Raw genomic sequence first — 12,779 nt, 5'->3', positions numbered from 1 at the left:
CTCCGTATTCAGTTGGCATTCGCCTGCGCCAGCAGGGCCAGCAGGCCGGCTTCGTCGAGCACGGTCACGCCCAGCGACTCGGCCTTGGCCAGCTTGCTGCCGGCTTCCGCACCGGCCACCACGTACGAGGTCTTCTTCGACACGGAACCCGAGACCTTGCCCCCAAGCGCCTCGATCAGCGCGCCCGCATCGTCGCGCGACATGGTGGGCAGCGTCCCGGTCAGCACGAAAGTCTGGCCCGCGAGGCCGCCTTCCGGCGCATCCGCCGCCTCCTCGGGCAGCTGCTCCAGCAGTTCGCCGCGCAGCAGCGACAGCGCGGCAATCGTCGCCCGGTTGTCCGGCACCGCCATCCACGCTTCGAGCGCGGCGACATTCGCTTCCGGCAGGCCGAACACGCTGAACACGCGCAGGTGCGCCAGGTCGTCCAGCGTGCGCCCGGCCAGCAGCTGGCGTGCGCGCGGCTCGGTCAGTTTCGGGATGTCGAGCGCGGCCAGCAGCGCCACCTCGTCGAGGCGTTCGCGCAGCGCCGCTTTCGGCGCATGCTCGCCTTGCGGGGCCACGCCTGCCGCCAGCAGGGCGTCGAGCGCGGCCTGGTTCTTCTCTTCCGCGAAGAAGTCGGCGATCGATTCGGCCACCGTGCCGCCGATATCGGGCAGCACGCGCAGCAAAGCGGCAGGCGCGCGGCGCACCAGCGCCAGCGATCCCAGCCAGTCGGCCAGGGTCTTCGCCGTCGATTCGCCGACGTGGCGGATGCCGAGTGCGAACAGCAGGCGCTCGAGCGGCGGCTGTTTGCTGGCGGCGATCGCCGCGAGCAGGTTATCGGCCCATTTGGTCGGCACCTTGCCCTGTTTGACCGTCTCGGGGACACTGCCGTCGCGCTCGTCGGCCAGGCGTTTCATGCGCAGCAGGTCGTCCAGCCTCAGCTTGTACAGGTCGGCCACGCCGTGGATCAGGTCGCACTCGACCAGGCTGTCGATGTAGCGGTCGCCGAGACCCTCGATGTCCATCATGCGGCGGCCGGCGAAGTGGCGGATCGCTTCCTTGCGCTGGGCCGCGCACGAGAGCCCGCCCGAGCAGCGGGCGATGGACTCGCCTTCTTCGCGCACCACGTGCGAGCCGCAGACCGGACAGCTCGCGGGCAATGTGTAGATCACCGGCTCCGGCACCGGCCGGCGCTCGAGCACCACCGACAGCACTTCAGGGATGACGTCGCCGGCGCGGCGCACGACGACGGTGTCGCCGACGCGCACGTCTTTTCTCCGCACTTCGTCTTCGTTGTGCAGGGTCGCGTTCGTGACGGTCACGCCTCCTACCGACACCGGCACCAGGCGCGCGACCGGGGTGATCGCCCCGGTGCGCCCGACCTGCACGTCGATTGCCGCAACAACGGTCAATGCTTCCTCGGCCGGGAATTTATGGGCCAGCGCGAAACGCGGCGCGCGCGACACGAAGCCGAGCGCGCGCTGGTCCGCCAGGCGGTCGACCTTGTAGACGACGCCGTCGATTTCGTAAGGGAGCGCCGAACGCTTTTCCCCGATGCCGCGGTAGTAGCCGAGCAAGCCGTCGCGGCCCGTAACGACTGCTCGTTCTTTCGACACCGGCAGGCCAAGCCGGTCGAACCAGTCGAGCACCTTCGAATGCGATTCCGGCATAAGGAAGTCTGCAGGCGCGCCTTCGAGCAAGCCGATGCCATAGGCGAAGAAGCGCAGTTTGCGCTGGGCGGTGATGCGCGCATCGAGCTGGCGCAGGCTGCCGGCGGCGGCATTGCGCGGGTTCGCGAACTCCTTCTGGCCGGCGTCGCGCTGGCGCTGGTTCAGGCGCGCGAAGTCTTCCTTGAACATCAGGACTTCGCCGCGCACCTCCAGCACTGCCGGGATCTCGTCGCCGTGCAGGCGCAGGGGAATCACGCGCACGGTGCGGATGTTGGCGGTCACGTCTTCGCCGGTGTAGCCGTCGCCGCGCGTGGCGGCCTGCACGAACACGCCATTTTCATAACGCAGGCTCATCGCCAGGCCGTCGAATTTCAGCTCGGCGGCGTAGGCCACTTCGCGCGCGTTCAGGTGAAGGTCCAGCCCTTCGCGCACGCGGCGATCGAAGCTGTCGACGTCTTCATCCTGGAAGCCGTTGTTCAGCGAGAGCATCGGCACCGCATGGGTCACCTGTTTGAACTCGGGGATGGGTGCGGCGCCCACGCGCGAGGTCGGCGTGTCGGGCGACACGGCTTCCGGGTGCGCCGCTTCGAGTGCCTGCAGTTCGCGGAACATGCGGTCGTACTCGGCGTCCGGAATCGTCGGCGCATCGAGCACGTGGTAGTTGTAGATGTGGCGGTTCAGTTCCTGCACCAGCGCCGCCATGCGCGCCAGGTGCTCTGCGCCTGCAGCAGATTCGTCACTCGCTTGCATAATCACTGCGGCCTCAGCTGAACAGGCGCAGCGCGCGGGTCGAGCCGGCCGGAATGTCAGCCGTTTCCATCTCGCTGCAGAATTCCTTCACCTGGTCGGCGATTTCCGTCAGCGTGGAATCGAGCAGCGGCTGCTCGAAGTCGTCGACCATCGTCGCGTCCAGGCGCAGCACCAGGTCTTTCGCTGCCTTGACCATGGCGCCGAAGCCGTCGCGGCTCGGGGCCACGCAAGGCACGTCGAGCAGCAGCGTCAGGCGGTCGGTGCTGTCGGCGCCGAGCGTGACGTTGGTCGAGAGCGTGAACAGCACGCCGCCCGCGCCGTCCGGCATGGCGAAGCGGCCATCGGGACGGACGTCGAAGCCCGCCTTCTCCAGCGCGCCGATCAGGGTCGCCATCGCCCACGGCGCGCCGTTCGATTTCAGGTTCACGCCCAGCTGGGCATCGTGACCGGCGACGAATTTGTGCAGGGTGCGCGCTTCGCTCATCACTTCGATCATGTCCGGCACTTCCGGCTCGGCGCCGATTTCGTCGGCCACCGCGCGCAGGCGCGTGACCAGTTCCGAGTATTCGAGTTCGTTCAAGGCCGTGGTACGGGTCGCCATCTGCACGCCGGCCTGCAGCTTGGTGTAGGCGCCGCCATGGACGATCGGCTCCCAGTCGCCATTGACGGCCAGGCCGATGTAGTGGATCGGCTTGTTGCCGACGCGGCGCAGTTTCAGCAGCGCCGGCAGGATCCTGTCGCCGCGCGCCGCGCCTTCCAGCGCCAGCGGGATCATGCAGTCGATCAGCGGGTCGACCAGGTTCTCGGCCAGTTCGGCGGGCGGCGTGTCCGGCGTGGCGCCGGGCGGCAGCCCGGCGGCCAGCGGCGCGACGGGCTCCAGCGCAGCGGCGCTGCCGCCGGCACCGGCGGTGTCGCCCGCACCCGCGGCCACGCCGCTCGAGGCGCCGGTGCCGAAGCCCGGCTCGACCGGCCCCATCGACGGCGTGGCACCGAGGTCGAGTATCGGTTCGCTGCGTTCGGCGGGCGTGCCGTCGGGACGCATCAGGACGTCGTCATGGTCGGATGCGAACGCGCGCTCGACGCTTTTGCGCGCCTTGTGCTCCTGCCATTTGTTGTAGGTGATGACGCCGACGACGAATACGCCGCCCGCCGCGATCAGGCTCATTTGGAAGTCTGTCATGCTGCTTGTGCCTCTTGTGCGAAATGGGTGGCGGACTCCATGTCCACCGCCACGATGCGCGATACGCCCTGCTCCTGCATCGTCACACCGATCAGTTGGTTGGCCATTTCCATCGCAATTTTATTGTGCGAGATGAAAAGGAATTGGGTATGTTCGGACATGCGCTTGACCATGCGGCAGAAGCGCTCGGTATTGGCGTCGTCCAGCGGCGCGTCGACCTCGTCCAGCAGGCAGAACGGCGCCGGGTTCAGGCGGAACATCGAAAACACCAGGGCCGTGGCGGTCAATGCCTTCTCGCCGCCCGACAGCAGATGGATGGTCGCATTCTTCTTGCCCGGCGGCTGGGCCATCACCTGCACGCCGGCATCGAGGATCTCGTCGCCCGTCATGACAAGTTTGGCCTGGCCGCCGCCGAACAGGATCGGGAACAGTTCCGAGAAATGGTTGTTGACGCGCTCGAAGGTGTCCTGCAGCAGGTCGCGCGTTTCCTTGTCGATGCGGCGGATCGCGTCTTCCAGCGTGGCGATCGCCTCGTTCAAATCGGCGTTCTGGGAATCGAGGAAGCGTTTGCGTTCGCTGGCGGTGGCCAGTTCCTCCACTGCCGCCAGGTTGACCGCGCCCAGCGCCGCGATCGCATTCGTCAGGCGTGTCACCTCGCCCTGCAGGTATTGCGGCTTCAGCTCGGGATCGAGCTTGGTGGCGAGCGTCGCTTCGTCGGCGCCGGTGGCGGCCAGCGCTTCGGCGAACTGCTCCTGGTTCAGGCGCGCGGCCTGCTCCTTCAGCTGCATCTCGGTGATGCGGTCGCGCTGCGGCTGCAGGCTGCGCTCGGAGCCCATGCGCGATTCTTCCGCGTGGCGCAGCTGCTGCGCGACCTGGTCGAGTTCATGGCGGGCGTCGGACAGCGCCTTTTCCTGGGCGGTGCGGCGCTCTAACAGTTCCTGCAGGCCCTCGTGCGCGCTGCCGCTTTCCAGCGCCGTCAATTCCGCCTGGCCGCTCGCGAGCGATTCGGCCACCTGCGCCGCCTGTTGCGTGGCGGTGGCGATGCTGCGCCGCAGTTCCTCGATCCGCGCGCGGCCGGTCTTCTCGGCGAACAGCGCTTCTTGTGCGCCGCGTTCAAGCTCGCGCAGCTTGTCGCGCGCTTCGGCCAGCGCCGCTTCGCGCTGCAGGAACAGCGTTTGCCCATCTTCGAAACCGCCCTGCAGCTCGGCCAGCTCCATGTCGAGCTGCTCGAACTGCTGTTCGGCTTCTTGCTGGACCATGCGCTGCTCTTCTTCCTGGGCCGCGATCTCGGCCAGGTCGACGTCGATCTGGCTGCTGCGCTGGTTGAAGCGCGATTCGACTTCGTTCTGGCGCACGACCTCGATCTGCAGCGCATGGGTTTCGCGCTGCAGCGTGGCGATGCGGGCGCGCGTGTCCTGCAGGCGGCGCGTGAGTTCCGTGACGCGCGCGTCGGCGCGCGTTGCGCGGGTACGTGATTCTTCGGTAAGCAGGACCTGGGCGCGCAGCTGGGTGGCCGTGTTGTCGATGTCGTGCTGGCGCTGCAGCATGCCGTCCTGCTCGGCGTCGGCCGCGTAGAAGCGCACGCTGGAGCTGGTGATCACATGGCCCTGGCGCGTCACGAAACTGCCCCCCTGGGGCAGCTTCGCGCGTTCGGCGAAGGCATCGGTCGCCGTCTCGGCGGCGAACACCAGGTGCAGCCAGTCGTTCAATACGCCGCGCAGGCCGGGGTCGTTCAGCTGCAGGAGGCTGGCGAAGGATTTCAGGCCGGGCGCCGTCGCGGCCGCCGGCGCGCCTGGGGCCGGCGCGTACAGGGCCAGGCGCGCCGGTGGCGCGTCGCCGACAAAGGCCTTGGCCCAGTCGATGTTCGACAGTTCCAGCGCGCCGGCGCGTTCGCGCAGCACGGCCTCCAATGCCGTCTCCCAGCCCTCCTCGACCTGCGCCTTTTGCCACAGGCGCGGCAGGCCATCGAGCTCGTGTTTCTTCAGCCAGGGAGCGACCTTGCCCTGGGTTTGCACGCGCTCCTGCATCTGCTTCAGGGCCGACAGGCGCGCATCCAGCTGCGCGTTCTTGCTCGCTTCCGCCTGGGCCTGGGCTTGCGCTTCGCGGCGCTCGGTCTCGGCGGCGTCCTGGCCGGCGGCCGCTTCTTCCTGCAGCAGGGTCTGTTCTTCCAGGGCTTCCTGCTTTTCCTCGAGCTGCAGGCGCAGGTTGGCGAGATGCGCACTGTCGGGCGGCGCGAGCATTTTCTTTTCCGCCTGCAGGCGTTCACGGCGCGTAGTGAGACCGGTGAGGATGTTGCCGGCATTGCGGCCGTGAGCCGCGGCCAGTTCGATGCGCTGGCGCACTTCGCCGATGCGTGCACGCGCTTCGTCGCCGCGGCGCTGGGCTTCGCGCCAGGCGGCGTCGAGTTCCGGCAGGCGCTCGCTCTGCGCTTCGACCGCGATCTGGGCGCCCTCGGCGCGCGCCGCCAGCTCCTCGACCTTCCAGGTCGCTTCCTCGATCTGCTCCTCGAACTCCCGCGCCTGCGCCAGCCATTGATCGCGCTGGGCGGCCAGGGTGCCGAGCTGGTTCTGCAAACGGGTGCGCGACTCGATCACGAACTTGATCTGCGCTTCCAGGCTGCCGATCTCGGCATTGGTCTGGTACAGCGCGCCCTGCGCGGTGTGCAGGCGGTCGCCAACGGCAAAATGATGCTGGCGCAGGTGCTCGAGTTCGAGTTCGACGTTGCGCAGCTTCGCGGTCTGCTCTTCCAGGCTGTTCTGCGCTTCTTCCATCTCGCGGAACCAGCGCGTCTGTTCAAGTTTGGCTTCGTTCCTGCGCAGCAGCCAGAGCAGCTTCTGTTTTTCCTCCTGGTCGCTTTGCAGCTGGTGGAAGCGGTTCGCGACCGCGGCCTGGGCCTCCAGCTTGTCCAGGTTGGCGTTCAGTTCGCGCAGGATGTCTTCGACGCGCAGCAGGTTTTCGCGCGTGTCCGATAAGCGGTTCTCGGTTTCCCGGCGGCGTTCCTTGTACTTCGACACGCCCGCCGCCTCTTCGAGGAAGACGCGCAGTTCTTCCGGGCGCGACTCGATGATACGGGCGATCATGCCCTGGCCGATGATGGCGTAGGCGCGCGGGCCGAGGCCGGTGCCGAGGAAGATGTCCTGGATGTCGCGCCGGCGTACCGGCTGGCCGTTGATGTAGTAGGTGGAGGTGCCGTCGCGCGTGAGGGTACGCTTGACCGCGATCTCGCCGTACTGGCCCCACTGGCCGGCGGCCTTGCCCAGGCTGTTGTCGAATACGAGTTCGACCGAAGCGCGGCCCGAGGGCTTGCGGTGGGTGGAACCGTTGAAGATCACGTCCTGCATCGACTCGCCGCGTAGCTCGGACGCTTTCGATTCGCCCAGCACCCAGCGCACGGCGTCGATGATGTTCGACTTGCCGCAGCCATTCGGGCCGACCACGCCAACCAGTTGCCCAGGCACCTGGAAATTGGTGGGATCGACGAAGGACTTAAATCCCGACAATTTAATGGAGGATAGTCGCACGTTTGCTTCGGCTTACTCGGGAATCGATAAAGGACGCATCATACCATCTGTTGCTTGCTTTTCGGCCAAGTTTGCGGGCAGACAGGCGAACGCGGCCTCGGTGCACCTGCGCGGCTTTGCCCCGTGCGGGCCGCCGGGCGTCATGGGCGAGGAATGCGGTGGGTATGCAGGGCGGGCAAGGGTCAGCCGGCGGCGCGCAGCGGGGCCGGATCGCTCGATGGATCGCCCGGTGCATCGTTCCTGGCGTCCTGCAGCGCCTCGGTCAGCACGCGGCCGACCACGCCCTCGATCCCGGCGACCCGGACCGAGCCGGCGCGCAGGGCCTCGGCCAGCTTTTCGGCGGGCAGCGAGAACGCTTCCTGGCGCGGTCCGCCCGAGAAAATGAAGAGCGTGCGCAGCGGGCTGACCCAGGCCAGCTTGAGCTTGCGCACGCCGCCGTCGGGCTGGCTGAACTCCAGTCTCGCCCCGCGCTCCAGGGTGTCGACAAGGCTGAGGGCGTCGTCCGGCTCCGGCATTTCGTCCTGGGCAGCCTGTTCCCGGGCGATGCGGCGCAGCGCGTCCTGCTGGGCCGCCTCGACCGCGATTTCCAGCTGGCGTTCGGGCGACAGTTCGAGCGGCGCGCGCACGATCGAGAGGTGGCATTTCGCCAGGTCGGCGAAAAACTGCAGGCGCTCGGCGTCGCGCCACTTGATCGCATCGAGCCACTTGTTGAGTGCGGTGAGCAGCCCCGGCAGCCTGGCGATGAGCGCCTTGCGCTGTTCCTGCGTGGCTTTCGGCTTCACCGTCCAGACCAGTTCGTCCATCGCCTGGGTGGCGTTCCGCAGCGCGCCGGGGCGCTCTTCCTCGATCATATAGGCGAAGGTCAGCACGTCGACCCAGCGCTGTTCGAGGAAGCTCGACACGACGCCCACCAGTTCGCCATCGGCCACGCGCACGCGCACCGCCTGGCGCGCCGAGCGCGCGGCGACGGCCTGGCGTTCGATTTTCGTGGCCCGCGCGATGGGCGCGGCGATCGCCTCTTCGGCCGCGCGTTCTTCGACCGCCAGCTGGGCTTCGAGCTCGGCCACCGCCTCGGCAAAGGCAGCCGGCCGGGCGTCGGCCTCGCGCCCGATCCGCTCGACCCCGCGCTGCATGGCCTGCACCACCGGATCGTCGACGCTCTTGCGGCCTTCCCAGCCCATGTTCGAGAGCAGGTCGATCATGCGCCGTGCCGGGTGCGTTTCCTCGAAGAAGAAGTCCTGGTCGAGCAGCGCGGCCTTGAGCACCGGCACCTGCAGGAAGCGGATCAGTTCGCGCGTCTCGAGCGGGATGCTGTCGTCGAGCAGCACGGTCTCGAAAATGCGCGACAGCAGGTCGAGCGTCGTTTCTTCGCCGCGCGACAGGGCGCCCTGGGGCAGGCCCTGCTTCAGGCGCGGCAGGTAGAAGACATTGTGCGGCGCTGCGGAGACGCCGCTGGCGGACGGCGCCGTCGGTGCGGCGGGCAGTTGCAGGCCGGCCAGCAGCGCGAGCAAGGAGCCGGGCTGGCCGAAAGGGGCGGATGGCGCTCCGGCCGCGCCGGCGAACGGCGGCATGGCCGCTTGCGGGCCGGCGCCGGGCGCATGACCGCTGCCCGACACGAAGCCGATTGCCGGCGCCGTCGCGCCGTGGGGCGCCGCAGCGAAACCGGGATAGGCCGCGACGGCCGGCACCTGGGCCGCGGCCGTCACCGATGCGCCGGACAGCGAGGGATGCGCGGCGCCGGCCACAGCGCCGGCGTCCGTCGCCACGCCGAACCCGGCCGCTGAACTCGGCCGCCATCCATTTCCTTGCGGCATATCCGGCAAGTCCGGCACCAGGGCAGGCGCGCCCTCCCCGTCCGCCCCGCCGAGCAGGCTGCGCAGTTGCCGTGCCAGCGCCGCGTCCATGCCCGGGCGGCGCGCGCGGGCCGTCTCCGTCGTCTTGCTGATGTGGAAGCGTTCGCGCGCGCTCTTGCCGCGTGCGCGCAGGGACGCATCCAGCGTCTCGAGGAGCAGCCCCAGGTCGAGGAAATGTTCGGGGCGCAGCAGCGGCAAGAGCACCGGGTGGTCTTGCGGGTCCGGGGTAAAGGCGCGCCAGGCGTCGTGGATGGCGCCCAGGACGACGTCGGGGCGGAAGGGGTTCTGGCCAGGGCGCAGCAGGCCGCGCCCGAGCAGCAGGCCGATGCGCACGCACAGGCTGGCCAGCACTTCGGAATGCGCGATCTCGAAAGGCCGGCACAGCGCGCCGAAGGCGACTTCATTGTCCGTCACCTCGAGCGGCACCAGGCTCAGCGAGACGGCCTCGGCCCGGGTTTTAGCGCCGGGCACCAGTTCATCGACGGCCTCGCGCAGGGCGCGCTCGATCGCTTCGCCGGCGAGGTGGACGAAGGCGTAAGCATTGTTTTTCAGGAGCGTACCGGCCCTGGCGCGGCGGTAGGCCGCTTGCGGATCGAGGCCGGCCGTGGTCATGTCGCCCATCGCCGCGGCCAGCCGGTTGACCATCGCGGTCAATTGCTCGTTCGCGCAAGCGGCGGCGTCGCGCACGAGTTCGGCCAGCACCTCGCGCGGGAGCGCGGGCGGCCTGGAACTCGGGACGTCGTTGGCGGCGTGGGCCATGGCTGCTTCTTCCTGTGGCGCACACGCGCCGACACGGTATTGTTGCACATTATTTCCATAAGGCAATAGTGGCGCTTCGAAAACCACACTTTCGCCATGCGCTGTGCAGCGGCGGCGCTCCTGCGTTCACGGCATCCGGGGCCGGACTCTTTAGCTTGCGATCACGCAAACGTCACCCTTTTTTGTTTCCTTAACATAACAAGGTCCCCCTTCACCCATCCCGCCCGAGGAAGCTTCCATGAAACAGATTCGTCAGCTCGACACCCGGTTCAAGATCGTTGGCGCATTCACGCTGCTGTTTGCGCTGGGCGCCGCCTGCACCTGCTGGCTGCTGACCCAGCTGGGCGAGGCCGCCGCGGCGCTGCGCGGCAGCGTCCTGCTCTTCCTGGGCATGGGCGCGGCCATCACCGCGCTGCTTGCCTTCTGGCTGGTGCGCGAGGCAAAGCGCCCCCTGCACGAAGCCTTGCGGGTGGCCGAGCGCCTGGCCGAAGGCGACCTGCGGGTACGCACGGGGCCTCCCGCCGCGGGCGAAGCGGGTGCGCTGATGGCGGCCCTGGCCGCGACTGCCGGCAAACTGGCCGGCATGATCGGCGAGGTGCGCGCCGGCGCCGCCGGGATCGCCACGGGCACCACGGAAATCGCCACCGGCAACATGGACCTGTCGGGACGCACCGAGCAGCAAGCATCATCGCTGGAAGAAACCGCCTCGTCGATGGAAGAACTGACGGCCACCGTCCGCCAGAACGCCGATTCGGCGCATACGGCCAGCAAACTGGCCTTGTCTGCGTCGGAGGTCGCCGTGAAAGGCGGCGCGGTCGTCACCGACGTGGTCGGGACGATGGCCTCGATCAACGACTCCTCGAAACGGATCGCCGAGATCATCGGCGTGATCGACGGCATCGCCTTCCAGACGAATATCCTTGCCCTGAACGCGGCCGTCGAAGCCGCGCGCGCCGGCGAACAGGGACGCGGCTTCGCGGTCGTTGCCTCCGAGGTGCGCAGCCTGGCGCAGCGCTCGGCGGCGGCCGCCAAGGAAATCAAGGAGCTGATCGACGATTCGGTGGCCAAGGTCGATGCCGGCACCCTGCTGGTCGACAAGGCCGGGCGCACGATGGATGAAGTGGTCACCAGCGTCAAGCGCGTCACCGACATCATCGGCGAGATCGCCGATGCCAGCGCCGAGCAGACCGCCGGCATCGAACAGGTGAATGGGGCGATTGCCGCGATGGACCAGGCGACCCAGCAAAACGCGGCCCTGGTCGAGCAGTCCGCCGCCGCCGCTGCCGCGGTGCGCGAACAGGCCGAAGCCCTGGGCCGGGCCACCGGCGGCTTCGTGCTCGCGAGCGATGCAGCGGCGCTCGAGGCCGCCCCGGCACGCGCAGCGACCGTGCGCCAGTTGCCGGCGGCGAAGAACGCTGCGCCGGCAGCGCGCAAGAAGGCCGCCAAAGCCGCTCCCCCGGCGCCCGCAAAAGTGGTGACGCCAATTCGCCGTGCGGCGACGAAACCGGATATGGACTGGGAGGAGTTTTAATGGTTTCCAAGGAAATCGCCAGGCATCGCTAACGAAAAACATTGAAGTATTTGAGGCATCGATTATTTTCAATATGTAGGAACCCATCCTACACGGGCTCAGGCGGTCATCCGATACCGGTTCAACAGTACGGCTCGCATGATTGCAACACCGAAAACCGCTGAAGAAACTCAGTAGTTCGGAGAGCAGGCATATTTCTCAACAATTGAAAGGAAATAATCATGGCCTCGAATCAAAAGCGCACGCAAGGTGGTACCCCTGAGCAGCACGCAGAAGCCGGTCGCCAGAGCCACAAGAACGACGGCAACAAGCAATCCGGTTCGGGCGCCGGTTCGCGTTCGGGCGGCGGCTCGGGCACCCGCGGCGGCACTCCTGAACAGCACGCCGAAGCCGGCCGCCAGAGCCACAAGAACGACGGCAATAAGCAATCCGGCTCGGGCTCGGGTTCGCGTTCGGGCTCCGGTTCCGGCTCGGGCATGCGCGGCGGCACCCCGGAGCAGCACGCGGAAGCCGGCCGTCAAAGCCACAAGAACGACAACAAGCGCTGATGCGCTTCCGGCCCTTACCCGAGGTAAGGGTTAAATAAAAGAGCTTGGACCGCTGACGCGATCCAGGCTCTTTTATTATCTGCAGGGACACTTCCCGATTAACTCATCGGTATGAAACAAGCATATTGCCGGTTATCGGAAGCGCATGCTCCTTTCATTATTCCCAAGCCGGCCGGATATTGTCGAGTTAGTCGGACAGCACATATTATTTGCACCCAGCCATCATTCGATTCATTATATTTGCACAGGCCTGCGGGGCTTTCCAAAAGAAAAGGCCGGCACCAACCCGCGCCGGTCGAACCGATGCAGGCGGGTGCCGGCCCGTGCCGGACGTGCGCGCTCAGATGTTGCGCAGGATGGCGCCCTTGGGCGGCATGAAGTCGGCGACCTCGTTGATCATGCCGGCAACTTTGGCGTCGCGCGAGTTGAGGTGCAGGTCGGAATACTGGTGGATGGCCCACTGCTCGGGCGTCAGCTCGACATGCTTGCGCAGGATCGACTCCGTGCGCGCATCGTCCGCGCGCAAGCCATCGACGATGATGTTGAGTGCATCCGGCCGCGAACCGGGCGAAGCCGTCGCATGCGACTTGTGCACCATGAAGCGCGCCGTTTCGCTGGCGTAACGGCGGTTGCCCGCCAGGTACATGATGACGGCAATCGAAGCGACCGCCCCGCCGTTGTACATCACGAACTCGATCGGAGACTTCGACATGAAGTTGTACAGGCACAAGCCATCGCTGACATAGCCGCCATTCGACTGCACCAGCACGTGGGCCGTTTCGATGCCGTCCTCGGTCATGTGGCTGGCCGCTTCGAACACGCGGTGCACCATGTCGCTGTTGACGTCGCCCGACAGGGTGAACCAGGCCTCCTTGCTGTGTTTTCCTTGATCTTCGCTCATAGTCTTGTTATGCCCCGCAAAGTGTGGACCCCAGTTTAGCAAATCGAGGAAAAAGCCTGCGCGCACGCCCGCCAACGGTGCGCG

The 12,779-nt window shown here is 67.2% G+C and carries 7 protein-coding genes; 2 read left to right on the top strand and 5 right to left on the bottom strand.

Features of this window, described 5'->3' with window-relative positions; translation table 11 throughout:
* Window positions 1-8: 8 nt before the first annotated feature.
* The 4 genes from ligA to AC1MEM_RS14125 form a co-directional block, all read right to left on the bottom strand.
* Window positions 9-2,402 carry an NAD-dependent DNA ligase LigA gene (gene ligA / locus AC1MEM_RS14140; protein ID WP_499471397.1) on the bottom strand — a complete coding sequence of 798 codons (2,394 nt, stop codon included), beginning with the start codon at window positions 2,400-2,402 and terminating at the stop codon, window positions 9-11.
* Window positions 2,403-2,415: 13 nt separating this feature from the next.
* Window positions 2,416-3,582 carry a cell division protein ZipA C-terminal FtsZ-binding domain-containing protein gene (locus tag AC1MEM_RS14135; RefSeq protein WP_499471395.1) on the bottom strand — a complete coding sequence of 389 codons (1,167 nt, stop codon included), beginning with the start codon at window positions 3,580-3,582 and terminating at the stop codon, window positions 2,416-2,418.
* Window positions 3,579-7,103 carry a chromosome segregation protein SMC gene (gene smc, locus AC1MEM_RS14130; RefSeq protein WP_499471393.1) on the bottom strand — a complete coding sequence of 1,175 codons (3,525 nt, stop codon included), beginning with the start codon at window positions 7,101-7,103 and terminating at the stop codon, window positions 3,579-3,581. Before smc ends, AC1MEM_RS14135 begins: the two co-directional genes overlap by 4 nt.
* Before the next feature lie 182 nt (window positions 7,104-7,285).
* Window positions 7,286-9,715 (bottom strand): DUF1631 family protein, encoded by a 2,430-nt coding sequence (locus AC1MEM_RS14125; protein ID WP_499471391.1) that lies wholly within the window; start codon window positions 9,713-9,715, stop codon window positions 7,286-7,288.
* A gap of 238 nt (window positions 9,716-9,953) precedes the next feature.
* Between AC1MEM_RS14125 and AC1MEM_RS14120 the strand changes: the two genes are divergently transcribed.
* Together AC1MEM_RS14120 and AC1MEM_RS14115 are read left to right on the top strand one after the other, a co-directional pair.
* Window positions 9,954-11,246: a methyl-accepting chemotaxis protein gene (locus AC1MEM_RS14120; RefSeq protein ID WP_499471389.1), complete on the top strand. Its 1,293-nt coding sequence runs from the start codon at window positions 9,954-9,956 to the stop codon at window positions 11,244-11,246.
* A 221-nt stretch (window positions 11,247-11,467) separates the two neighbouring features.
* Window positions 11,468-11,794: a hypothetical protein gene (locus AC1MEM_RS14115; protein ID WP_499471387.1), complete on the top strand. Its 327-nt coding sequence runs from the start codon at window positions 11,468-11,470 to the stop codon at window positions 11,792-11,794.
* 340 nt (window positions 11,795-12,134) lie between these two features.
* On the opposite strand, the gene AC1MEM_RS14110 is transcribed toward AC1MEM_RS14115, so the two are convergent.
* Window positions 12,135-12,695 carry an ATP-dependent Clp protease proteolytic subunit gene (locus tag AC1MEM_RS14110; protein WP_499471385.1) on the bottom strand — a complete coding sequence of 187 codons (561 nt, stop codon included), beginning with the start codon at window positions 12,693-12,695 and terminating at the stop codon, window positions 12,135-12,137.
* Window positions 12,696-12,779: the final 84 nt, after the last annotated feature.

The organism is Telluria sp. AIW5 (genome assembly GCF_056680575.1).
This window is presented reverse-complemented; position numbering and strand designations above follow the sequence as displayed.